Genomic DNA, 24868 nt, shown 5'->3' on the forward strand with positions numbered 1-24868 from the left:
GATGAGGCTCCCAGCCATCCGGCTGGGAGCCTTTTTCTATGGTGGCGAGGGCTGTGCGCCCTCGTTTGGTACACTTAGAGGTACTGGACAAGTGAAGAGATGGGGGAGAACGTGCTCAAGTTCGGTACCTACGTTCGCGTTGGAAACGCGGCCGAAGCCTATGAGCTCTTACAGAAGAACCGCAACAACAAGATTGTGGGCGGCGGCATCTGGATGCGCCTGGGTTCGCGTCGCGTGGCGACGGCGATTGACCTTTCGGCCTGCGGACTCGATCAGATCGAGGAGACCGAGACCGAGTTTCGCATCGGTGCCATGTGCACCCTGCGCCAGCTCGAGCGCCATGCCGAGCTCAACGCGCTTGTCAACCATGTCTTTGAGTTCGCCGTCCACGATATCGTGGGCGTGCAGCTGCGCAACACCGCCACGGTGGGCGGCAGCATCTACGGTCGCTTTGGTTTCTCGGACGTGCTCTCGGCCTTTTTGGCGCTCGATTCATACGTTGAGCTGACGGGGGCCGGTCGCGTGCCGCTCGCCGAGTTCGTGGATATGGGTTACGTGCGCGACGTGATTGAGCGCGTCGTGGTCGTTAAGCACGATTACCGTGCAAGCTACGAGGCCGTGCGCAAGGCCGCGACCGACTTCCCCTCCTTAAACGTCACCGCCGCCTGGTGGGACAACAGATGGCATGTCACTGTGGGCGCCCGCCCGCTGCGCGCGACCCTGCTGCAGGGCGAGGCATGTGGCCTGGTGAGCGAGCAGCCTTCCGAGGACGAGCTGCGCGCCCTGGCCGCGTCCGTACGCGCACTGAGCTACGGCACCAACCTGTGGGGCTCGGCCGAGTACCGTCGTCGTATCTCGGCGCCGCTTGCCGTGCAGGCCGTGCGCCGCGCCGCCGGCATCGAGCTTTCGGCCTCGCTTGCCCGCGAGCTCGAGGGCGTGCAAGTGCCTAAGTTTGCCACGGACGAGTATTCCTGCCGCCGCGTGCCCGGCGTCGATTCTAGCGAGGTGCGCTAATGGCTGCCAAACTCATCGATCTTTCCTTTACGCTCAACGGCCGCAAGGTCAAGGTTCAGATTGACCCCGACACCATGCTCTTTGCGCTGCTGCGCGAGCAGGGCTGCGCGTCGGTGCGCTGCGCCTGCGAAACCACCAACTGCGGCCTGTGCACGGTGTGGCTCGACGGCGACCCGGTGCTGAGCTGCTCGGTTCCCGCTGCGCGCGTTGAGGGCCGCTCCGTCACCACACTCGAGGGCCTCAAGGCCGAGTCCGAGGCGCTCGCCTACGCAATGGCTGCCGAAGGCGCCGAGCAGTGCGGTTTTTGCGCCCCCGGCCTCATCATGAACGTGCTGGCGCTTGCCCGCGCCGCCAAGGAGGACCCGAGCCTCGTCGCCACGCGCGAGGAGTTGTCGCGCCAGCTGGCCGGCAACCTCTGCCGTTGCAGCGGCTACGAGAGCCAGCTGCGCGCCATCGTCCGCTTCCTTAACGAGTCCGGCGTGCAGGTGGGCTTTGAGATGCCCGAGCTTCCGGTCAACGACACCAGCTGCGATGGCGTCTCGTACAAGCAGATCACCCATAAGCAGCCCAAGAAGGACTCGAAGGCCCTGCTCGAGGGGCGTCCCGTCTACACAGGAGACCTGGTGCCCGCCGGCGCCCTTATCGTCAAGCTCAAGCGCAGCCCGTATGCCCGTGCCAAGATCCGCTCCATCGATACGTCGCGCGCCCTGAAGGTGCCCGGCGTGGTGGGCGTCTACACCTACGAGGATGTGCCCAAGCGCCGCTTTACCATCGCCGGCCAGAGCTATCCGCAGCCGAGCCCCTACGACCGCCTGATCCTCGAGAACCTGGTGCGCTACCAAAACGAGGAGGTGGCGATCGTCGCCGCCGAGACCGAGGAAGCCGCCGACAAGGCACTCAAGCTCATCAAGGTCGACTACGAGGTGCTCGAGCCTCTGCTCGACTTTACCCAGGCGCTCGATAACGACATCGTGGTCCACCCCGAGGGCGACGTGACCTTTATGTTCCCGCAGGGCGGCGACGTTGCTCGCAACCTGGTGTGCAGCGGTACCAGCGATTTTGGCGACCTGGACGAGGCCTTCGCCCAGAGCGACATCGTCTTTGAGCGCACTTACACCAGCCAGGCCACGCAGACCGCGCCCATGGAGACCTTCCGTGCCTTCGCGACGACCGACGCGTTCGGCCGCATCTCGGTGACCACCTCCACGCAGGTGCCCTTTCATGTGCGCCGCATGGTCGCGCAGTCGCTCGACATTCCGCAGTCGCAGGTGCAGGTTATTAAGCCGCGCATCGGCGGCGGCTTTGGCTCCAAGCAGACGGGCTGCTGCGAGATCTTCGTGGCGTTCGTGACGCAGCAGACTGGCCGTCCGAGCTATTGCTGCTACACCCGCGAGGAGACCATCACTGCGGGCAACTCGCGTCACCAGATGCAGATGACCGTCAAGCTGGGCGCCATGAAAGACGGCACCATCACGGCCATCGACCTGCACACGTTGTCCAACGCCGGCGCGTATGGCGAACATGCCACCACGACGATCGGCCTCTCGGGTCACAAGAGCCTGCCCATCTACAACCATGTGAAGGCGAGCCGCTTTAGGTGGGACGCCGTCTACACCAACACCAACCGTGGCGGTGCGTATCGCGGCTACGGCGCCACCCAGGGCCAGTTTGCCGTGGAGAGCGCCGTCAACGAGCTCGCCGACATGCTGCACATGGATCCCGCCGACCTGCGTCTTAAGAACATCGTGCGCGAGGGCGAGATTATGCCGCAGTACTACAACGAAAAGCTCAACGCCTGCGCGCTCGACCGCTGCCTGCTGCGTGCGATGGACATGATCGGCTGGCGCGACAAGCCGCTGGCCGTGGACCTGGGCGACCGCGTGCGTGCTCTGGGCTGCGCGCTCACCATGCAGGGCTCGGGCATCTCCAACGTGGATATCGGCGGCATCGACATGCGCCTGGAGGAGGACGGCTTCATTACCATCGGCACCGGCGCCACCGATAACGGCATGGGTGTCGACACGATCCTGGCGCAGATTGCCGCCGAGGAGCTGGGCGTGGAGAGCTCGCTTATCGTGGTGCGCGGCGTGGACACCGACGTCTCGCCGTTCGATGCCGGCTCGTACGCGAGCTCGGGCACGTACGTGACGGGCCTGGCAGCCAAGAATGCCGCGACCGAGCTGCGCGAGAAGATCTGCGCCAAGGCCGCCCAGATGTGGGACGTGGACGCCGCCGACGTGGTCTTCGACGGCCAGTACGTGCGTCTGTCTGACGAGCGCGCCGCTCGCGAGTGCGGCCGCTACCTCACGCTGCGCGACTTTGCCAACCTGTGCGTCAAGAACATCGCGGGCGGCGACGCACTCACCTCGCATGCTTCTGCCTGCCTGCCCGTTTCGCCTCCGCCGTTTATGGCCGGCATTGCCGAGGTCGAGGTCGACAAGGCCACCGGCAAGGTGACTGTGGTGGACTATGCGGCGGCTGTGGACTGCGGCACCGTGATCAACGAGGCACTCGCGCGCGTCCAGGCCGAGGGCGGCATTGCCCAGGGCATCGGTCACGCACTCTACGAGATTGTCGAGCACGACGACCGCGGCCGCCTGCGCACCGGCAACTTTATGAGCTACAAGCTGCCCACGCGCCTGGATATCGGCAGCATTCGCGTGGCCTTTGAGCCGAGCTACGAGCCGACGGGCCCGTTTGGCGCCAAGTCGATCGGCGAGGTCGTCATCAACACACCGCTCGCCGCCGTTGCCTCGGCCGTGGCGCACGCCACCGGCCACCAGGTTCGCTCGCTGCCGATCACGCCCGAGAAGGCCCTGCTGGGGGAGTAGGCGAGGAGTCGCTGTCGACGCCCTTTGCCTAGCCCGGGGAAACCGCAGCCCACTTTTCAACCGAATTGTGGGCTGCGGGAGATAGCCGATGGGGGTAGCTAATTTGGGACGGGGCTTTTTTTAGCAACCCCCACAAGCGGGGTAGCTAAAAAAGCCCCGTCCCAAATTAGCTACCCTGTTCCGCTGTAACTCGTGGTGAGGTCGTGGGCCTAAAAAGGTGTGCGTGCGCTTGCCGTTCGTATCTGCTATCATTCCTAGTCTGTGCGCTCATGCGGGCGTGGCGGAATTGGTAGACGCGCCAGATTTAGGTTCTGGTGGGATTCCCGTGAAGGTTCGAGTCCTTTCGCCCGCACCAACGCACCTGCGTCGGCCTCGGCCGTCGCGACACTTTGTTGCATAAAGGTACCAGCACCTCAGATAAGCTGGGCAGTATGAGGAGGAACGTGTTGAACATCACCGCTTCTGACGTCAAGGACGCCAAGCTCACCGCTACGGTCACCATCCCGGCCGCCGACGTCGACGCCGCGATCAAGAAGGCCTACAAGGACACCGCCAAGAAGTACCGCTTCCCGGGCTTCCGTGCCGGCAAGGCTCCCCGTCCGGTCATCGACGCTGCTCTTGGCGCCGAGGCCACCCTCGCCCAGGCCACCAACGATCTGATCGCCGCCAACGAGCCCGCCGTCCTCAACGAGCTGGACATCGTCCCCACCAAGAACGGTGACTACAAGGAGCTCGACCTCGCCAAGGATCACGAGGACTACACCTACACCGTCGAGTTCTCTCTGCGTCCTGCCGCCGAGCTCTCCTCCTACGACGCCGTCGAGATCGAGATGCCTCCCGCGGAGGTCACCGAGTCCGAGATCAACAACCAGGTCGAGATGCTCCTCAACTACCGCGCTACCTTCGAGGACGTCGAGGATCGTGCCGTCGAGGCCGAGGACTACGTTACCGTCGACCTCAAGGCTGTCGAGAACGCCGACAACTTCGCTGCCGAGGGCCGCATGCTCATCGCCGGTAGCGACAGCAACCCCAAGGAGTTCAACGAGGCTCTGATCGGTGCTAACGTCGACGACGTCAAGACCGTCACCTGGACCGACGAGGTCGAGGAGGGCGAGGAGGCCGAGACTCACACCGTCGAGGTCACCGTCAAGGGCATCAAGGTCCGCAACACCCCCGAGCTCACCGACGAGCTCGTCAAGTCCGACTTTGGCTTCGACAGCATCGACGCTATGCGCGACGCCATCAAGCTCGAGATCGAGCAGGACAAGGCTTCCCGCCTTCCGGCCGAGAAGGAGAACCGTTGCGTCGCCGCTCTCGCCGAGCGCCTGCAGCTCGAGGAGATGGACGCCGACTACGAGCAGTCTGTCTTTGAGGAGCTTGGCCAGAACTTCCTGTCCAACCTCGCTGCCCGCGGCATGACGCTGGACACCTGGCTGCCCGCTTCCGGCCTGACCATGGAGCAGTTCATCGGCGACCTGCACAAGCAGGCCAACGACGTTGCCCGCGAGTCCCTGGCGCTCGACGCCCTCGCCCGTGAGCTCAAGATCGAGGTCACCGAGGACGACGTCAACGCCGAGTTCGAGAAGGCTGGCGTCAAGGACGTCGAGGCTTCCAAGGCCGAGTTCATCGCCGATGGACGCATGCCTGCCGTCCGCGAGTCCATCCGTCGCTCCAAGGCCGTCGACCACCTGGTCGAGAACGCCAAGGTGACCGAGGTCGACGAGACCGCCAAGGACGCCGAGTAATTCTCGCCACCTTTCCCGCGAGCGCATGCAGGCGCCCGTGATGGGGTAAAGTTATAAACCGGTTATTCGGTTGCTTCGTACGGTGCCAGCCAATGCATAGCATGCGGGCACCGTACGTTTATCTAGAACCAATTTGGTCCGCAAGAGAGAAATGGAGATGCGTATGATCGCTAAGTTCGATTCCGCCCTCGTGCCATACGTTATCGAGCAGACGCCGCGCGGCGAGCGCAGCTACGATATCTATTCGCGCCTGCTCAACGACCGCATCATCTTCTTGGGCGAGGAGATCAACTCCGTCAGCGCCAACCTGGTCGTTGCCCAGCTGCTGCATCTTGAGAGCCAGGATGCCGAGAAGGATATCTCGCTCTACATCAATTCGCCCGGTGGCGAGGTCTACTCCGGCCTGGCGATTCTGGACACCATGAACTTTATCAAGCCGCAGGTCTCCACCATTTGCGTCGGTATGGCCGCGTCTATGGCCGCCGTGCTGCTTTCGGCCGGCGCCAAGGGCAAGCGCTTCTGCCTGCCGCACTCCAAGGTCATGATTCACCAGCCCAGTGGCGGTGCCCAGGGTCAGCAGACCGAGATCGAGATCGTGGCCGAGGAGATCAAGAAGACCCGTCGCGAGCTCAACCAGATCTTGTCCGACGCCTCGGGCCAGCCGATCGAGAAGGTCCAGGCCGATACCGAGCGCGACAACTACCTGACCGCTGCCGAGGCGCTTGACTACGGCCTGATCGACCGTATCGTCACCTCGCGCGATCTTGCCGCGAAGGACGCCTAGGATGGCCGGTAACATGCAGGACAACTTTGACGAGAACGGCAACCCCATCCGCTGCTCCTTCTGCGGAAAAGAGCAGGGTCAGGTGCGCCGCCTTGTAAAGGGCCCTACCAACATCTTTATCTGCGACGAGTGCGTTGCCGCCTGCTCCGAGATCTTGGAGGAGTCGCTGGCTTCGGACTTTATGGATGCCGCCTGCAACGGCAAGCTGCCGGGCTTCCTCAACGACCACGGTCAGGCTGCCGGGCAGCCTGCCATGGATCCCGAGCCCGAGGGCTTTGAGCTCGAGGACGACGTACGTCAGGTCATCACGCACGTGCCGACCCCGCACGAGATCTATGACGAGCTTTCGGCCTATGTCATGGGTCAGGAAGACGCCAAGCGCGCCATGTCGGTTGCCGTGTACAACCACTACCGTCGCGTGATCGAGGGCGGCGCCGCGCTTTCGGCCTTTGACGAGGCCTCGGGTGCGGGTTCGCGGCTCGACGACGATATGGACGAGGTGGAGCTCGCCAAGTCCAACATCTTGCTGCTCGGTCCCACCGGTACCGGTAAGACCTTGCTCGCCCAGACGCTCGCGCGCATCCTCGAGGTACCGTTTGCCATCGCCGACGCCACCGCACTCACCGAGGCTGGTTACGTGGGCGAGGACGTGGAGAATATCCTGCTCAAGCTCATCAATGCTGCCGATGGCGATATCGAGCGTGCGCAGGTCGGCATCATCTACGTGGACGAGATCGACAAGATCGCCCGCAAGGCCGAGAACCTCTCCATCACCCGCGACGTTTCGGGCGAGGGCGTTCAGCAGGCGCTGCTTAAGATCCTTGAGGGCACGGTGGCAAGCGTTCCGCCCACCGGCGGCCGCAAGCACCCCCAGCAGGAGCTGCTGCAGATCGACACGACCAATATCTTGTTTATCTGCGGCGGTGCCTTTGTGGGTCTGGACAAGATTATCGCCGATCGCGTGGGCAACAAGGGCGTGGGCTTTAACTCCGAGATCGCCGGCCCCACCTCGGTCGACGAGAACGACCTGCTGCGTCAGGTGCTCCCGCAGGACCTCAACGCCTTTGGTATGATTCCCGAGTTTGTGGGACGTACGCCCGTCGTCACCCAGACACAGGCGCTCGACGAGGACGACCTGGTGTCGATCCTGACCGAGCCAAAGAACGCCGTTGTGCGTCAGTACCGCAAGATGTTCCAGCTCGAGGACGTTGAACTTGAGTTTGAGGACGCCGCCCTGCACGAGATTGCCCGCATGGCGCTTGCCCGCAAGACCGGCGCCCGCGGCCTGCGCTCCATCTGCGAGGACGTGCTGCAGCAGACGATGTTCGACCTGCCGAGCGAGGAAGGAGTCGCCAAGGTCATCGTGACCGAAGCCTCCGTAAAGGGCACCGAGCAGCCCCAGCGCATCTACGGCTAACCTGCCAAAAAGGGACAGGTTTATTTTGGCAGGTTTTATCAGGGAGAATGATGTTTGCCCATATAAAACCGACCAAAATAAACCTGTCCCTAAATGGTAGGTTTCGCAAATGTGAATTTGAATAGCCTCCGACCACCCGCGGTCGGAGGCTATTTTATATATACGCAATAACCCCAACTACCTGTGTTATTCTGTGTGTTTGTTTAAGCCTCAGCGAAGTCGTATCAGACTGAAGTAATTGATACCTAGGGGGAGGAATGCAGACCCTGGCGGGCCTACATTCCTCCCCGGTGGGACGGGAGAGATATATGGAAGAGATGCCCAAAAACTACGATCCGTCGACCAACGAGCCGGCGATCCTGCAGAAGTGGCTCGACGGCGGCTACTACAAGCGCCGTGAGGGCGTGGGCGACTGCACTGTCACCATTCCGCCTCCCAACGTGACCGGCAAGCTCCACATGGGTCACGCCACCGACGATTCCATCCAGGATGCCATCATCCGCATGGCCCGCATGCGCGGTAGGTCCACCCGCTGGGTGCTCGGTACCGACCACGCCGGTATCGCCACGCAGACCAAGGTCGACAAGAAGCTCAAGAGCGAGGGCATCAGCCGCCTGGAGATCGGCCGCGATAAGTTTGTCGACGCCTGCTGGGATTGGACCCACGAGTACGGCGGCATCATCGTCGAGCAGATCAAGCGTATGGGCTGCTCCGTCGACTTTGATAACGAGCGCTTTACCATGGACGAGGACTACGCCCAGGCCGTGCGCAAGGTGTTCTGCGACTGGTACCACGACGGCCTGATCTACCGCGGCAAGCGCATCGTCAACTGGTGCCCCAACTGCACCACCGCCATCTCGGACGACGAGGCCGAGTACAAGGACGAGAAAGGTCACCTGTGGCACCTGCGCTACCCGCTGACCGAGCCGGTCAACGGCCAGGACTACATCGTCGTCGCCACTACGCGCCCCGAGACCATGCTCGGCGACACGGGCGTGGCCGTCTCCCCGAAGGACCCCGAGAAGGCCGCCTTTGTGGGTAAGACCGTCAAGCTCCCCATCGTCGACCGCGAGATCCCCATCTTTGAGGATTGGCATGTCGACGCCAACTTTGGCTCCGGCTTTGTCAAGGTCACCCCGGCCCACGACCCCAACGACTACGCCATGGGTCAGGCCCACGACTTGCCGCAGATCAACATCTTTGACGAGCATGCGGTGGTCGTCGAGGGCTACGGCGAGTTTACCGGCATGACCCGCGAGGAGTGCCGCGAGGCCGTCATCAAGTGGTTTGAGGAGCACGACCTGCTCGATCACGTCGAGGATCACGATCACTCCGTCATGCACTGCTACCGTTGCGATGCCGCACTGGAGCCGTGGCTGTCCGAGCAGTGGTTTGTGGCCGTCGACAAGCTCAAGGGGCCGGCGCTCGATGCCGTCAACTCCGGCAAGGTGACCTTCCACCCCGCGCGTTGGACGCAGACCTATACCACCTGGATGGAGAACCTCAAGGACTGGTGCATCAGCCGCCAGCTGTGGTGGGGCCACCGTATTCCCGTGTTCTACTGCGAGGACTGCGGCTGGGAGGATGCCCTTACCGAGGACACCGACGTGTGCCCTAAGTGCGGCGGTCATCACGTGCATCAGGACGAGAACGTGCTGGACACCTGGTTCAGCTCGCAGCTGTGGACTTTCGCCACGCAGGGCTGGCCGCAAAAGCCGGAGCTGCTCGAGGGACATCACCCCACGACGGCGCTCGTCACCGCGCGCGACATCATCGCGCTGTGGGTCGCCCGCATGGTCATGAGCTCGCTGTACTTCCTGGACGAGGTGCCGTTTAAGGACGTCGTCATCTACCCGACGATTCTTGCCAAGGACGGCAGCCGCATGTCCAAGTCCAAGGGCAACGGCGTTGACCCCATGGACCTCATTGGCATGTACGGTGCCGACGCCATGCGTTACAACCTGCTGACGCTCTGCACCAACAACCAGGACGTCAAGTTTGACGCGAACATCGATAAGAAGACCAAGAAGCTTATCGACAGCCCGCGTACCGAGCAGGCCAAGTCGTTTGTGACCAAGATCTGGAACGCCAGCCGCTTCCTGCTTATGAACATGGAGGGCTACACGCCCGGCGAGCCCGTCGTGGAGACGCCGGCCGACGCCTGGATGTTCAGCCGTCTGGCCAAGGCCGTCAAGATGGTCACCGAGGGCATCGAGAATTACACCTTTGGCGACATGGCCCGCGGCGTTCAGCAGTTCTTCTGGAACGAGGTCTGCGACTGGTACGTCGAAGTCACCAAGGCGCGCCTGAAGGGCGAGGGCCGTCTGCAGGCGCAGCGAAACCTGATCTTTGTGCTCGATACCTCTATTCGCCTGATGCACCCGCTCATGCCGTTTGTCACCGAGGAGATCTGGGACAACATGCCGGCGAGCGTGCTCGACCTGGACGCCGAGGGCAACGTGGACCGCGCCGAGGCGCTCATGATCGCCAAGTGGCCCGAGCCTGCCGACTATGTCAAGTATGTCGACGAGGACGCCGAGCGCGCGTTTGAGCTGTGTCGCACCGTCGTTTCTGCCGCCCGTGCCACGCGTTCGCGTTATCGCTTGAGCCCCAAGGCCGAGCTCGACGTGGTCGTGCGTGCCGGTGCCGAGGACATCGAGAAGCTCGAGAGCCTGCGCTCGACCATCGAGCCGCTGGCCAATACCGCCTCGCTGGTCATGGGTACCGATGTTGAGAAGCCGGCCGCGAGCATCGCCGTGGTCGACAGCGGCGTCGAGGTCTTTGTGGTGCTCGAGGGAAAGGTTGACCTTTCGGCCGAGAAGGCACGTCTGGAGAAGGAGATTGCCGCGGCCCAGAAGGAGCTCGCCGGCTGCGAGAAGACGCTCGCCAACGAGGGCTTTGTGGCCAAGGCCGCGCCCGCGGTGGTCCAGAAGAAGAGGGACCGTGCAGCTGAGCTCAAGGAGATCCTGGAGGCGCTGACTGCTCAGGTTGCTGACTTCTCGTAGGCGTTACTGGGGGACGTGGTTTGGGGCATTGCTCGCTACTGCGGACACCTATTCCGCCGTTCTAACGAACGGCGGCTGACTCGACGCTGCAAACGCCTCTGATGGCCAATCTGCCGTTCAACTTCGGGCGCATGGGCATAAGCCCTATGCGCCCTTGTTTCACGGCACCTTGGCTCATCAGAGGCGTTTTCGCTGACTATCCTCAACCTATACTGTTTTATTTTTCTATGAATGGCGGTTCTGAAAATGCCTAAGCGTTCTGGCTTGTATACCGTTCCTTTTGAGTTTGATTTGCTTTCGTTTGGTGAGGCTGTGGGGCTTGCTGCCGATACGGGGCGGATTTCTGGGGATGCTGGTCCTCTGCTCGAGACAGTTGTCGATATGCTCGATGAGCTGGGGCGGCCGGACGAGTACTTTGATTGCATTCAGGTTGCCGGTACCAATGGCAAAACTTCGACGGCGCGTTTTTCGGCTGCTATCCTTCGCGGCGAGGGGCTCAAGGCTGCGCTTTATACGTCGCCGCAGCTTGTTCGCTATCCCGAGCGCATGGAGGTCGATGGGCACGTCGTGAGCGATGAGGCGTTTGCCCGTGGCGTTTCTGCTGCTGTTGAGGCGGGGCATCGAGTGAATGCGCGCCGCGTGGTGGCGGGGGAGCGTGCCTATACCATCACGCCGTTTGACCTGCTGACGGCCGCCGCGCTTGTGGTGTTTGCCGAGGCTCGCGTGGATGCCGCCGTGCTGGAGGTCGGCATGGGCGGTCGCTGGGACGCCACGAGCGCGACCGATCCCGTTGCCGTTGCCATCACGGGCATCGGACTCGATCACACGCGCATTCTGGGCGATACGCTCGAGGCCATTGCGGGGGAGAAGGCCGCCGTCATTAAGCCCGGACGCCTGGTTGTGCTGGGCGAGGGCACGCATGAGCCGAGCGTTCAGCGCGTTATGGATGCCCGTTGTCGCGAGTGTGGTGTGGTGCCGCTGGTGGTGAGCCACGCCACGACCAAGGTGCCGGCGCATGTGGGCGATACGGTTGAGTTTAGCTGTACCACGCCGCGTGCGATTTATACGTCGAGCATGGTTAAGCCGGCGTATCAGCCGCAGAATGCCGCGTGCGCGATTATGCTCTGCGAGGGGTATCTGGGTCGCGAGCTCGACCACGAGGCGCTTGATGCTTCGCTTATGGGCTGTGCCACGCCGGGCCGTTTTGATGTGCTGGGAACCGATCCGCTCAAGCTGATCGACGCCTGCCATAACCCCCAGAGCTGCGAGAACTTTGTGAGCGCCTTGGACGAGATCGATCCGTGCGTAGAGAATCGCCCCACGTTGCTGTGCGCCGCGCTGGCAGACAAGGACGTGGCGGGTATCGTCGACGTGCTGATCCCGGCCTTCCCGCGCGTGGTCGTCACACAGACCGATTCCGATCGCGCCCTGCCGGCGGAGGAGCTTGCTGCCCTGGTGGACTCCGATAAGCTCGCAGGCGTGTACCCCAGCGTGTCCGAGGCCCTCGCAGCCTTTGAGGCTGCAGGCGAGCCCTTCGTAGCAGCAGGTACCATCACCCTGGCCGGCGAAGTTGCCGGTCTGCTACGCTAGATCCCTTCCGTAGGGTAGCTAGTTTGCCTGCTCGCCACGAAATGGGCCTATCTACTACGTTTGACCGGCTACCCTCAACCATGCCGAGAATCGCAAAATCAAAACCGCAGGTAGAAGGCTTGCCAATTTTCAAAAAATACCCGCATGGTCGCCCCATGCGGGTTAAACGTAGTAGATAGGCCCATTTCGTGGCGGCATTCATGTGATGCGGCAAAGGGGCTGTCCCTTTGCCGCATTGCCTAGTCTAGGCGGACCGGATCGTGGGGGTAGGCGTTGAGGATCTCGACGCCGCTCTCGGTGACCAGGGCAAGGTCCTCGATGCGGACGCCGGTGCGGCCGGGGAGGTAGATGCCCGGCTCGATGGAAAACGTCATGCCCGGCTCCACGACCTGCTCGTTGACGAGCGAGACGTCACCCGGCTCGTGGTCTTGCAGGCCGATCGAGTGTCCCAGACGGTGCGTAAAGTACTTGCCATAACCCGCGTCCTCAATCACGTCGCGCGCGGCACGGTCCAGGTCGCACATGCGCACGCCCGGGGCGATGAGCGCCTCGGCGGCCTCGTTGGCGCGGCGCACGATGTCGTAGATGCGTGCCGTTTCCTCGTCCGGCTCGCCCCAAAAGAACGTGCGCGTCATGTCCGAGCAATAGTTGCGGCGACGTCCGCCAATATCGAACAGCACCACGTCGCCACGCTTGAGTACCGTATCGTCTGGCTCGTGGTGCGGGTCGCCGGCGTTGGCGCCAAAGCTCACGATGGGCGGAAAGCTAAAGCCCCCGCAATCGTGCTTGCGATACAGGCCAAGCATCTGGTCGGCGATCTCGCGCTCTGTTACGCCTTCGTGGACGAGCTCGATCGCGTCGGCCATCACGGCGTCGTTAGCGGCCGAGGACACGCGCATAAGCTCCTGCTCGCCGGCGTCTTTGTAGGTTCGCGCGGCGGTCACGGCAAAATCGCCTAGGAAGAATTCGCTCGCGGCATGGCGCTCCATGAGGGGCATCAAGAAGCCGGAGCGCATGACGGTGTCGATGCCGAGCGGTTTGGTCGGATCAACCTCGCGAGCGATGGCGTCGGCCACGACGTCGGTATCGGTGTGGTACGCGACGCGGGCATTGTCATACTCGGGCAGCTGATGCAGCGCGTTGACCAAGATCACGGGCTCGCTACCGCGTGCGAGCAGTACGCCGCAAAAACGCTCGAACATATCGGCATAAAAGCCGGTCAGGTAATAAATCGACCACGGGTCGTTTACGAGCAGCTGCGCGCCGGGGTGCTGTGCCTCGAGCGCATTGAGCACGCGTGCCACGCGCTGGTCATCGACATGTGCCATACATCGTCCTTTCGTTAGGCTGCCACCATGGTATCCCCAATGCCAGGGTAGTCAATTTGGGACGGGGCTATTTTAGCTGCGTCAAACATGCGAGCTGATAGGTAAAAGTAGTCAATATGGTCCCGTCCCAAATGGGCTGGTTTCAAAACTATGGCGGATTACGGGGCTGGACCTGTATTACTTGACCATGGGAAAAATCGCGAAATTAAAACCGCAGGTAGAAGGCTTATCAAAAATCGAAAATTGCCGGTATGGGTGGGGGTCTCCGAATCAGCCCCGTAATCCGGCATAGTTTTGAAATGGCACTAAAGTAGGCACAAGCTAAATACCGATCCCAAGGCAAGTTGCGGTGGAATAGTTCCTTGATGCCGGGGTTTTGGCGGAAATCGGGAATTATTTCACCGCAATTGAGGAGGGGCGGGGCGGATGTGGGGTAGCTAAAAGAGCACCGTCCCAAACGAGCTGCTTAGGCCGGGTCGATGTCCATGCTGGCGATGAGGTCGGTACCGGTGTCTAGGAGGTTGGGGAGGACTACATCGCCCATGTGGATGGGGACTTTGACCACTAGGCCGCGGATGAGGTCCATGGTCTGGGCATGGAGTTCGAGCGGGATGGCTTCGGCCGTGCGAACGGGCAGCAGTGCCTCGTCGCCGCCTGATACTGCCACGGTGGTAGTGAGGACGCGCATGGGGCAGGTGAGCTCCTGATGTGCGAACTTATCGCCGCGCGGGCAGCTGTTGCCGGTCACGGCGCGCACCGTCGCCACGCGGTCGTCGGCCCCGCGCTCCACTTCCACCGTAAGGAGGCACTCGGATGGGCAGGTGGTGCAGTTGAACTGTAGCGTCTCGATCGCATTTGTGATCATGGCTATGCCTCCTCGACGGGCTCGACGGAAAGGATAATCTCGCTGGCACCCAGGTCGAGCGCTCGCTGTATCACCTTTGCCGGCAGCGGGAAGCTTTCCATAACGCTCGGTTTAAACGCGCGGACCTTGCCCGTAAGCAGTTCCTCGTCGTCCGCCAGAATGCGCACGCGGGCGGCATCGACCGGCCGGCGCACGCGGAAGTTGAGCCTGGTGAGTGCCACGGCCGTAATGCGTCCCGGCAGCGCGTAGCCGGCGATGCCGGCAGGGGAGACCGTGAGCTGGCAGCCAGCGCCCGTTTCGACATCCGCGCCGGTCCCCAGCGCGTACGCCGCTGCAGCCGCACCGGCACGCTCGGACTCGGCCGTCACGTTATCGGCCAGGTCGTGCACGTGCAGCACGTTGCCGCAGGCAAAGATGCCTGGCACGCCCGTCTGCAGGATCTGGTCCACCACGGCGCCGCGCGTGCGCGGGTCAAGCTCAACACCCGCGCCTACCGAAAGCTCGTTCTCGGGAATCAAACCTACCGAAAGCAGCAGTGTGTCGCACGAAACGATGTGCTCGGTCCCCGGAATGGGCGCCAGATTTTCGTCGACCTGGCTCACCTCGACGGCCTCCACGCGGTCATGCCCAATCACGCGCGTGACGGTGGTGGACAGGTGCAGCGGAATGCCAAAATCGTCCAGGCAGTTCTTCACATTGCGGCGCAGGCCGTTGGCGTATGGCATAAGCTCGTACACGCCCTCGACCGAAATCCCCTCGAGCGTGCAGCGACGCGCCATGATGAGCCCAATGTCGCCCGAGCCTAAAATGACGGCGCGCGAGCCGGGCTTGAGGTTGTCGATGTTGATGTATCGCTGCGCCAGGCCGGCGGTAAACACGCCGGCGGGGCGGCTGCCGGGAATCTTGATCTCGCTGCGCGTGCGCTCGCGACACCCCATGGCAAGGACGACGGCGCGCCCGGTGAGCTGCAACATGCCGGCGGGGCTCATGAGCGTGACGGTGTGTGCCGAGGCTTCGCTCGCCGCGCCACTTGCGCCCGCGCCTGCGACTTTGTCCTCGCTTGAGTCGATCCCAATCACCATACTGTCCAGGAACAGTGCGATATCGGTTTTGCGCACCTGGTCGATAAAGCGCTGTGCGTACTCGGGACCGGTCAGTTCCTGCTTAAAGTGTGAGAGGCCAAAGCCCGGGTGGATGCACTGGCGCAGGATGCCGCCCAGGTGCTGTTCGCGCTCAACGATGGCCACGCGCGCTCCGGCCTTGTGTGCGGCAAGTGCGGCCGCCATGCCGGCAGGTCCGCCGCCGATAACGACTACGTCGAACGCCTGCGTCTGCACGGCGCCGGCAGCAATTGATGCCCTGTCGGCATCTGCGCAAGTGCACTCGACGCCCGATACCGCACCCATATCGATACTCGTCGCCATCCTAGCGCACCCCCTTCAAAGGTCCCTCAACGAGCCACGAGCCAGTGTCCTCCAGCAGCACCTCGCTGGGATCGCAGCCCAGCTCGCGGGCCAGAATCCGCACCACGCGGCTCTGGCAAAAGCCGCTCTGGCACCGACCCATGCCGGCGCGGCAACGGCGTTTGACGCCCTCGACCGAGACCGCACCCGGGCGGCGTCGAATCGCGGCCACGATCTCGGCCTCGGGCACCGTCTCGCAGCGGCAGACAATCTGCCCCCACGCGGGGTCGGACTCGATCAGCTCTTCCTTGCGCGCAAGCGGCGCACGGTCGAAGTCGTCCGGCGCACGGCGAATCGGATCCCAATCGGCCCGCTCGCGCAAAGCAACACCCGTCTCGCGCAGCACTTGCTCCATTCGCTCGGCAATGGCCGGAGCGCTCGCTACGCCCGGCGACTGAATGCCCGCGGCCTGGAACAGCCCCGGCACCACGGCGGACTGTCCAATAAAAAAGTCGTTCGTTCCCTTAATGACCGGACGCCCGCCGGCAAACGTTCGCACCACGCGGCGCGTATCCAGATCGGGCACCAGCTTGCGCGCGCCGCTCAACAGCGCGTTTACGTCGCCCGCATAGGTCTGCGTGTCGCCCGCCTCGCGCACAGCGGCCGTCGCGGTGATCACCGTGTTGCCGTGGACGGTGCCCGTAACGATGACGCCCTTGGAAACCGGCGTGGGAACGGGGTAGAGCGGCATGAGTGCGCGCGGCTCCTTGTCCAGCACCACAATGTTGCCCTGGCGCCAGACCATCTGGAACTCCTCGGCGCCCGCCATATGCGAGATGTCTGCGGCGCCGTTGCCCGCCGCGTTAATCAAATAGCGGCAGCGCACATCACCGGCCGGTGTCACCAGCGTAAAACGAGCGGTCCCGTCACCGCTCTTGTCGCCAGCGCCGGGAGCTACCTCGATCGTCTCCACCGGTGCGGAGCGCACAAACGTCACGCCGTTGGCTACGGCGTTTTCCATCGCGGCGATGGCGACCTCAAACGGATCGACATAGCCGGTCGAGGGACACCACAGCGCGCACGTGGCCTGGGCGCTGGCGCGCGGCTCCAGCTCGTGGATGCGCTCGGCCCCGATGATCGCCAACTCGGGTACGCCGTTTGCCAGCCCGTTGCTTTGCAGCTGCTCCAGCTGCGCGCGGTCTTGGTCGCTAAATCCCAGCACCATGGACCCGGTGCGGCAAAACAAAAAGCCCAGCTCCTGGGCCCACGTGCCATATAGCTCGCAGCCGCGGGCGTTGACCTGGGCCTTAACCGTGCCCGGCGCCGGATCGTAGCCGGCGTGCACCAGGCCGCCGTTGGCCTTCGACGCGCCCAGGGCAATGTCGTTGGCCGCCTCGACTACGCAGATGGACAGGTCATACCGTGCGAGCTGCCGCGCGATGGCGCATCCGGTGATGCCCGCGCCCACAATCGCGATATCAAACGTTTCTGTCACAGTGCCTCCAAGACAAGTTGACAGGCTGTCAATAAGGCTATCCTACGGTGTGCGCATCCCCCGCGCGGCGGCAATGCGGCGAACAGCCCCGCTGCATCCGCCAACGGCAGGCGAGGGGAGACTCAGGTCAATCGGTGACCTCGTCTGGCACCCCTGTTGTCAAAGGTTTGTCTCGTTCTGTAACGGTAAGCAGAAGAGTTGGGTTCCAGATGTTACAGATCGAGACGTTTGCCAGGTGGCCCCTCTGTTTGTCTTGATTTGTAACAGTAAGAGTAGAAAATCGGTCCTATGTGTTACAGATTGAGATTTAAAGTCAGGGAGAGGTCATCTGTCTCGATCTGTAACATCTCGGGACCGTTTTGGGGTCTAGATGTTACAGATTTAGATGAACCCATCAGTCGGTTTTGAATGTCTAAATCTGTAACAGTTAGACCTGTTTTTGCCGAGTTGATGTTACAGATTGAGATATTGAGATTGGACATTTTCCTTTGTCTTGATCTGTAACAGATAAAAGGGTTTCTGGCCCCTAGTTGTTACAGATTGAGATATTTAACGGGGGGCTCACCGTTCATCTTGATCTGTAACAGTAGGGACTGATTTTGGAGTCAAGATGTTACAGATTGAGATTTAAGTCTGGGAGAGAACGGTTTGTCTAATTCTGTAACATCTGGACCCGGATTCCGCTCTCACCTGTTACAGATTGAGATGTTTCTATCCGCCCATGCCTGCGACCTGCCAAATCGTTAACCCCCGTGTTACACTAACTCGAGTTGTAACTACCCCGAAAGGTACCCGTAATGTCCAAGTACATCTCCGAGCTCATGTCGCCGCAGCTTATGGGCGTCATTTATGCCTTTGTTGGCTTTATCATCGCCCTGTACGTGCTGTCGGTCGTCTATGTGTTTATTGACGCCCGCCGCCGCGGCGCTAGCGCTTACGTGGCATGGGGCATTATTGCCCTCATCCCGTTTGTAGGCCTCATCGCCTACCTGGTCCTGCGCCCGCACTCCTATGCGGCCGACCGCGAGGAGCAGGAGCTGGACATGGCCTTGCGCGAGCGCCAGCTTGCCCAGTACGGCACCTGCCCGCAGTGCGGTGCGCCCATCGAGAAGGACTTTGTGGTCTGCCCGGTGTGCGACACCCAGGTTCGCAACGTGTGCCCCAGCTGCCATCGCCCGCTCGACGCACACTGGAAGGTCTGCCCCTACTGCCGAACTCGCATCCAGTAGCGCATCCATCGCCGGGCCGGCCGCAAGCCACGGGCACGCCGCGCGCCACGCGAACGCCGCGCGCTCCGCACGCGCCCCACGCGATGAAGCATGCGTAGAAATTCGCCCGCCGTGCCATTCAGGTGCGGCGGGCGCTTGTATACCAAGGCAACCTGCCTATAATGATGCAAGTCAAAAACGCCGAGCGCATCGCACGCACTTGCATCAGACATCCGAGAGGAGAAAACATACCCATGAAGGCACTCTACAATGACGGTTCGGTGGCCGAGCTCCCGCAGGACGAGGTCACGCACGTCATCCGCCACTCCGCCGCGCATATCATGGCGCAGGCCATCAAACGCCTGTACCCCCAGGCCGACTTTGCCTACGGTCCCGCGACCGACAACGGTTTTTACTACGACGTCGACCTGCCCGAGGGCGTCAAGATCAGCGAGGACGATTTCCCCGCGATCGAGGCCGAGATGAAGAAGATCGTCAAGGAGAACCTCAAGTTCACCGTGTACGAGAAGCCCCGCGCCGAGGCCATCGCCCTTATGGAGGAGCGCGGCGAGAAGTACAAGGTCGAGCACATCGGCGATCTGGACGACGACGCCCGCATCACCTTCTACCAGCAGGGCGACTACATCGACATGTGCGTCGGCCCCCACATCTGCTACACCAAGGCCCTCAAGGCCTTTAAGCTCACCGGTGTCTCGGGCGCCTACTGGAAGGGCGACAAGGACAACAAGATGCTCACCCGCATCAACGGCGTCGCCTTTGCCACCAAGGAAGAGCTCGACGAGCACATGCATATGCTGGAGGAGGCCAAGAAGCGCGACCACCGCAAGATCGGCCGCGAGATGGACCTCTTTATGATGCGTGACGAGGCCCCCGGCTTCCCGTTCTTCCTGCCCAACGGCATGATCCTTAAGAACACGCTGCTGGACTACTGGCGCGAGATCCACCACAAGGCCGGCTACGTGGAGATCTCCACGCCGCTCATCATGAACAAGCAGCTGTGGAAGACCTCGGGCCATTGGGACCACTACAAGGACAACATGTACTCCACCGTCATCGACGACGAGGAGTACTGCATTAAGCCCATGAACTGCCCGGGCGGCGTACTGGTGTACGCCTCCAAGCCGCACTCTTACCGCGAGCTGCCCATCCGCGCCGGCGAGATTGGCCTGGTGCACCGCCACGAGCTGCGTGGAGCCCTGCACGGCCTGTTCCGTGTGCGCTGCTTTAACCAGGACGACGCCCATCTGTTTGTGCGTCCCGACCAGCTGACCGACGAGATCGTGGGCGTGGTCAACCTCATCGACTCCGTGTACCAGAAGTTTGGCTTTAAGTACCACGTTGAGCTTTCCACCCGCCCCGAGGACTCCATGGGTTCGGACGAGGATTGGGCGCGCGCCGAGGAGGGCCTGCGCACCGCTCTGGAGAAGCTGGGCATGGACTACGAGGTCAACGAGGGCGACGGCGCCTTCTACGGCCCCAAGATCGACTTCCACCTGGAGGACTCGCTCGGCCGCACCTGGCAGTGCGGTACCGTCCAGCTCGACTTCCAGATGCCGCTCAACTTTGACCTGGAGTACGTGGACGCCGACGGCACCAAGAAGCGCCCCATCATGCTGCACCGCGTGTGCTTTGGTTCCATCGAGCGCTTCATCGGTATTCTGATCGAGCACTTTGCGGGTAAGTTCCCCACCTGGCTGGCTCCCGTGCAGGTCAAGGCGCTTCCCGTCTCTGAGAAGAGCCGCGACTACGCACACGTGGTGTGCGCCAAGCTGGAGGAAGCCGGCATTCGCGTGGTCTGCGACGACCGCGACGAGAAGATCGGCTACAAGATCCGCGAGGCCCGCTCCATTGACCGTGTGCCCTATATGCTCATCCTGGGCGAGAAGGAGGTCGAGGCCGGCAACATCTCCGTCCGCGACCGCTCCAACGAGACCGTTCAGATGAGCGTCGACGAGTTTGTTGCCAAGGTGACCGAGGAGATCAAGACTCGCGCCTAGTACAAACAACACAAGAATTAACAAAGGCGATCGTCCTCGCGGACGGTCGCCTTTTTTGTTGTCTATAGAAGAAGAGCCGCAGGTTAGAGCGGCTTTTTTGTTGCGCAAAAATGTACAGTTTTTCGTATCTTTCGACGAAGCTCATTATACGAATAAATCCAGACCGTTTTCCTAGATTCCGCAAATTGCGGCGAGAGCTGACACATCTCCATACCCCACTACAAAAACCTGTACTTTTGCGACTGCGCCTAGCTGCGAGCGAGAAGCCTGTTTTTAACGCCTCTGCATCCGCGTGTGTCGCGGATGCAAGTTAAGGGGGCGAGAGATGGAACAGACGATGCGGCGCCAAGAGCAGCTGCCCGGTGCCTTTAGTGGCGCTACTACCAACAGCCAGCACGGCCGCGTCCGCTGGTATCTGGTCCACACCCCCAATGGTAAAGAGCGCGAGACCTGCGAAAAGGTCCGCCGCATTATCCCGCACGAGCTAATGCAGGACGCTTTTGTGATGCAAAAGGAGTTCTGGTTTAAGCGGGACGGCGCTTGGTCGCTCCAAATCAAACCTATGTACAAGGAATACTTCTTCGTCGCCACGCGCGATGCTGCCCTTCTCGATAAGGCTTTGGCCCAGTTGAGCTTTGGCTGCCGCATTGCCGGCAGCGGAGAGCGGGCCTATGCGCCCATGCCGGACGATGCGCAGGACTGGTATCGCAGCGTTCTCGACGACGACGGCGTGGTACGCAACAGCGTAGCGCGTATAGAAGACGGCGTGCTGCACATAGAGCTAGGGCCCTTGGTGGGGCAAGAGGCCCGTGTAAAGAAGATCGACCGTCATAAGCGCTGGTGCCTGGTAGACGTGGGCGAAGGCGACTCCGCTTTTAGGGAGCTGCTTCCGCTGGACGTGCTCAGTAAGACGTAAGGGGACGTCGCACTGGCAATTCATTCGCAATTTGAATTCATCGATTGGGGGATCCCTGGGGACAGGGACGTGGATTTGAACTTGACTACTAAAGAAGTGACAGGGCAAAACGCGCCGGTGGGGGCCGCGCTTGTTGCCCAGGCCATGAGTGGCGGCGAGGTGAGCGTGCGCTACAAGGCCATGCAGGCCGTGAAGGACTGGGACCGCACGCGCCTGGGCTACAGGGCCGTAAAGCGTGCGTTCGACATCGTGTTCAGCGGCTGCGTGCTGGTAGTCATCGCCATACCTAGTCTTGTGCTCGCAGCGGCAATCCGCCTGGAGAGCGAGGGCAACCCGTTCTACAGCCAGATCCGCGTGGGCCAGACCCACCGCGACGGCACCCTGTCTACCTTCCGCATGTGGAAGTTCCGCTCCATGTACAGGGACGCCGACGAGCGCCTCGCCGAGCTCAAGGAGCAGAACGAGATCGCCGGCGCCATGTTCAAGATGAGGGAGGACCCCCGCGTCACCAAGATCGGCAAGTTCATCCGCAAGCACTCCATCGACGAGTTCCCGCAGTTCGTCAACGTGTTCCTGGGCCAGATGTCGGTCGTCGGTCCGCGCCCGCCTCTGCCCAATGAGGTTGCGGAGTACACCGAGTACGACCTGCAGCGCCTGGCCGTTAAACCCGGGATCACCGGCTGGTGGCAGGTTACTGACCGCAACTCGACCGGCTTCGACGGAATGGTCCAGCGCGACCTGGAGTACATCGCCAACAGCGGTGTCGTCACCGACCTCAAGATTGTCATCCTCACGGTGATCGAGGTCATCACCGGCAAGGGTGCGTGCTAGATGCGCATCGCGATGATCGGACACAAGAGATACGGCTCCCGCGAGGGTGGCGTGGAGGTCGTCGTGACCGAGCTCGCCCGCCGCATGGCGGCGCTCGGCCACGAGGTCACCTGCTACGACCGTTCCGGTGCGGACGTCATGACCGGCGACGCCGCGGATTGCCGCGCGCGCGTCGTCGACGGCGTGCGCGTCGTGCCGGTTAAGACAATCGACAAGAAGGGCCTCGCCGCCCTCTCGTCCTCATATTTCGCTACCTTGGCTGCAATCAAGGGCAGGCCCGACGTGATCCACTACCACGCCGAGGGCCCTTGCGTGCCGCTGCCTTTGGCCAAGCGCGCGGGCATTCGCACCGCGGCCACCATCCACGGCCTGGACTGGCAGCGCGCCAAGTGGGGGAAGCTCGCTAGCACCTACATCAAGATGGGGGAGAAGGCCGCTGCCACCAAGGCCGACAGCCTCATCGTCCTGTCCAAATCGGCCCAGTCCTACTTCGAGGGCGCCTACGGCCGCACGGCGACGTTCATCCCCAACGGGATCGAGAATAAGCAGCCGAGGCCGGTCAATCAGATAAAGGATAAATGGGGGCTCGATGCGGGCTCCTACCTGCTGTACCTTGGCAGGCTCGTCCCCGAGAAGCGCCCCGAAGTCCTGATCGAGGCCTTCAAGGAGCTCGATACGGACAAGAGGCTCGTCATCGCCGGTGGCGGTTCGGACACCTCCGAGTACGAGGCGTCCCTTCGCGCTGCAGCCCAGGGCGACAATCGCATAGTGTTCACCGGTTTCGTCACTGGCGAACCCTTGGCCGAGCTGTATTCCAACTGCTATGCCTACGTGCTGCCCTCCGACGTGGAGGGCATGCCCATGAGCCTGCTGGAGGCCATGGCCTATGGGCGCTGCTGCGTGACGAGCGACATCCCCGAGTGCGCGGACGTCCTCACCGGCAACGGCGTGACGTTCGAGAAGGGGAGTGCCGATTCCCTGCGGTCCGCGCTGCGAGACCTGCTCGCGGACGGCGACCGCAGCCGAGTCCTTGGCACCGCCGCCAAGGCACACGTCGAGAAAGCCTACAACTGGGATTCCGTCGTCGAGCGGACCCTCGAACTCTACAGGGGGAGTGCCCGATGAAGATCATCTTGGTCAATAAGTTCCATTACCTTAAGGGCGGTTCCGAGACATACTACTTCGGACTCGCTGAGGGTCTGAAGGCCCTTGGGCACGAGGTGCATTTCTTTGCAATGGAGGGTTCGGAGAACGTTCCCTGTGAGGACTCCGACCTCTTTGTGTCCGCAAAAGACTACAACGGTCCCACGTCGCTGTCTCAGAAAGTTACGGCGGCGACCTCACTGATCTATTCAAAAGAGGCAAGGGATAAATTCCAGGCCCTCTGCGAGCGTGTCCACCCGGATGTCGTGCACATGAACCTCGTGCATCGGCAGATCACGCTCTCCGTCCTGGACGCCCCGTATCTCAAACAGCATAGGGTTCCGGTCCTGTTCACTTCCCACGATTACATTCTGGTCTGTCCGAATTACGTGATGCTCGATGGCTCGGGTGCTGTGTGCGATGCCTGCTTGGGCGGTCATTTCTCTAATTGCCTAAAGCGTAAATGCGTGAAGGGCTCCACCGCAAAGAGCGGTATGGGCATGCTCGAAGCGGACTATCTTAAGCTGCATCGCTCGTACAGCAAGATCGACTGCATCGTCGCGCCCTCGCAATTCATGAGGAACAAGCTTGTCGAGGGCGGTTTTCCCACCCAGCAAGTTGTCTATATGCAGAACTTCGCAAAACAGGAGATTCTTGATAACGCGGCAGACAGTGTAGACAGAACCGATCGAGACGATCCTTATCTCCTGTTCTTCGGGCGCCTCTCGAGCGAGAAGGGCGTTGACATACTTGTCGAAGCGTTCATCAATGCGCTTCCATCCCTGCCCGGCAACTTAAGACTCGTGATCGCCGGAGACGGGCCCGAGAGGCAAAGCATCGAAGACAGGATCGCAGCTGCGGGCCCCGAAGCTTCAGGTCGCATCGAGCTGGTCGGTTTTCAAAGCGGTGCCGACATGTGGCGCTACGCGGAGCGTGCCACCCTGGCCATCGCGAGCTCGCGCTGGAGAGAGAACATGCCCTACTCGATTGTCGAGGCGTTCGCCCTTGGCACGCCCGTGATCGGCACCAATATCGGCGGAATACCCGAGCTTATCGATGAGGGTCGCACCGGCCTGCTTTGCGAGCCGGGCGATGTCGATTCTCTGACCCAGGCGATTTTGCGCGGCGCGGCGTTGGTCAAAGACCGGGATGCCTACGCGACGATGCAAGCGAACTGCCGCTCGTACGTCTTGGAGCGCTGCTCACAGGACAACTACATGAAGGATCTCACTGCTCTCTACCAGGAGCTTATCAATAGCAAGAAGGGAAACTAAT

The 24868-nt window shown here is 61.9% G+C and carries 17 protein-coding genes and 1 tRNA gene; 14 read left to right on the forward strand and 4 right to left on the reverse strand.

Annotation, left to right across the window (positions count from 1 at the left end; all coding sequences use genetic code 11):
• Window positions 1–111: 111 nt before the first annotated feature.
• The 8 genes from ACTQX9_RS05320 (at window position 112) to ACTQX9_RS05355 (ending at window position 12386) form a co-directional block, all read left to right on the forward strand.
• Entirely contained in the window at window positions 112–1014 is a 903-nt protein-coding gene (locus tag ACTQX9_RS05320; protein ID WP_441540685.1) for an FAD binding domain-containing protein, read from the forward strand.
• Window positions 1014–3845, forward strand: a complete 2832-nt coding sequence (locus tag ACTQX9_RS05325; protein ID WP_441540686.1) for a molybdopterin-dependent oxidoreductase — start codon at window positions 1014–1016, stop codon at window positions 3843–3845. The genes ACTQX9_RS05320 and ACTQX9_RS05325 overlap by 1 nt, the downstream gene beginning before the upstream one ends.
• A 271-nt stretch (window positions 3846–4116) precedes the next feature.
• A tRNA-Leu gene (locus tag ACTQX9_RS05330) sits at window positions 4117–4200 on the forward strand.
• Window positions 4201–4288: 88 nt separating this feature from the next.
• Window positions 4289–5590, forward strand: a complete 1302-nt coding sequence (gene tig / locus ACTQX9_RS05335; protein WP_441068066.1) for a trigger factor — start codon at window positions 4289–4291, stop codon at window positions 5588–5590.
• A 163-nt stretch (window positions 5591–5753) separates the two neighbouring features.
• Window positions 5754–6374 (forward strand): ATP-dependent Clp protease proteolytic subunit, encoded by a 621-nt coding sequence (locus ACTQX9_RS05340; protein WP_022095182.1) that lies wholly within the window; start codon window positions 5754–5756, stop codon window positions 6372–6374.
• Between the two features lies 1 nt (window position 6375).
• Window positions 6376–7791 carry an ATP-dependent Clp protease ATP-binding subunit ClpX gene (clpX, locus tag ACTQX9_RS05345; protein WP_427794736.1) on the forward strand — a complete coding sequence of 472 codons (1416 nt, stop codon included), beginning with the start codon at window positions 6376–6378 and terminating at the stop codon, window positions 7789–7791.
• Between the two features lie 308 nt (window positions 7792–8099).
• Complete coding sequence (locus ACTQX9_RS05350; RefSeq protein ID WP_441540687.1) at window positions 8100–10796, forward strand: valine--tRNA ligase; 2697 nt, start codon at window positions 8100–8102, stop codon at window positions 10794–10796.
• 246 nt (window positions 10797–11042) lie between these two features.
• Window positions 11043–12386 carry a bifunctional folylpolyglutamate synthase/dihydrofolate synthase gene (locus tag ACTQX9_RS05355; protein WP_441540688.1) on the forward strand — a complete coding sequence of 448 codons (1344 nt, stop codon included), beginning with the start codon at window positions 11043–11045 and terminating at the stop codon, window positions 12384–12386.
• A 239-nt stretch (window positions 12387–12625) separates the two neighbouring features.
• Here ACTQX9_RS05355 and ACTQX9_RS05360 read toward each other — a convergent pair whose 3' ends face one another.
• The 4 genes from ACTQX9_RS05360 to ACTQX9_RS05375 all read right to left on the reverse strand — a co-directional run bounded on the left by ACTQX9_RS05360 (window position 12626) and on the right by ACTQX9_RS05375 (window position 17477).
• Window positions 12626–13714, reverse strand: a complete 1089-nt coding sequence (locus ACTQX9_RS05360; protein WP_441540689.1) for a M24 family metallopeptidase — start codon at window positions 13712–13714, stop codon at window positions 12626–12628.
• A 466-nt stretch (window positions 13715–14180) separates the two neighbouring features.
• Window positions 14181–14579 (reverse strand): DUF1667 domain-containing protein, encoded by a 399-nt coding sequence (locus tag ACTQX9_RS05365; protein WP_441540690.1) that lies wholly within the window; start codon window positions 14577–14579, stop codon window positions 14181–14183.
• Between the two features lie 2 nt (window positions 14580–14581).
• Window positions 14582–16003, reverse strand: coding sequence for an NAD(P)/FAD-dependent oxidoreductase (locus ACTQX9_RS05370; protein ID WP_441540691.1), 1422 nt, complete (start codon window positions 16001–16003; stop codon window positions 14582–14584).
• Window position 16004: 1 nt separating this feature from the next.
• Window positions 16005–17477 (reverse strand): NAD(P)/FAD-dependent oxidoreductase, encoded by a 1473-nt coding sequence (locus ACTQX9_RS05375; protein ID WP_441540692.1) that lies wholly within the window; start codon window positions 17475–17477, stop codon window positions 16005–16007.
• 797 nt (window positions 17478–18274) lie between these two features.
• On the opposite strand from ACTQX9_RS05375, the gene ACTQX9_RS05380 reads away from it, so the two are divergent.
• The 6 genes from ACTQX9_RS05380 (at window position 18275) to ACTQX9_RS05405 (ending at window position 24867) form a co-directional block, all read left to right on the forward strand.
• A complete protein-coding gene (locus ACTQX9_RS05380) occupies window positions 18275–18706 on the forward strand; it encodes a double zinc ribbon domain-containing protein (protein ID WP_006234085.1) in 432 nt (143 codons plus the stop codon).
• A gap of 233 nt (window positions 18707–18939) precedes the next feature.
• Complete coding sequence (gene thrS / locus ACTQX9_RS05385; RefSeq protein WP_441540693.1) at window positions 18940–20703, forward strand: threonine--tRNA ligase; 1764 nt, start codon at window positions 18940–18942, stop codon at window positions 20701–20703.
• Window positions 20704–21028: 325 nt separating this feature from the next.
• Window positions 21029–21619: a hypothetical protein gene (locus ACTQX9_RS05390; RefSeq protein ID WP_441540694.1), complete on the forward strand. Its 591-nt coding sequence runs from the start codon at window positions 21029–21031 to the stop codon at window positions 21617–21619.
• Window positions 21620–21700: 81 nt separating this feature from the next.
• Window positions 21701–22450, forward strand: coding sequence for a sugar transferase (locus ACTQX9_RS05395; RefSeq protein WP_441540695.1), 750 nt, complete (start codon window positions 21701–21703; stop codon window positions 22448–22450).
• Window positions 22451–23575: a glycosyltransferase family 4 protein gene (locus tag ACTQX9_RS05400; RefSeq protein WP_441540696.1), complete on the forward strand. Its 1125-nt coding sequence runs from the start codon at window positions 22451–22453 to the stop codon at window positions 23573–23575.
• Window positions 23572–24867: a glycosyltransferase family 4 protein gene (locus ACTQX9_RS05405; protein WP_441540697.1), complete on the forward strand. Its 1296-nt coding sequence runs from the start codon at window positions 23572–23574 to the stop codon at window positions 24865–24867. Before ACTQX9_RS05400 ends, ACTQX9_RS05405 begins: the two co-directional genes overlap by 4 nt.
• Window position 24868: the final 1 nt, after the last annotated feature.

The sequence above is a fragment of the Collinsella sp. LCP19S3_F2 genome (assembly GCF_052121015.1).
GTDB lineage: Bacteria > Actinomycetota > Coriobacteriia > Coriobacteriales > Coriobacteriaceae > Collinsella.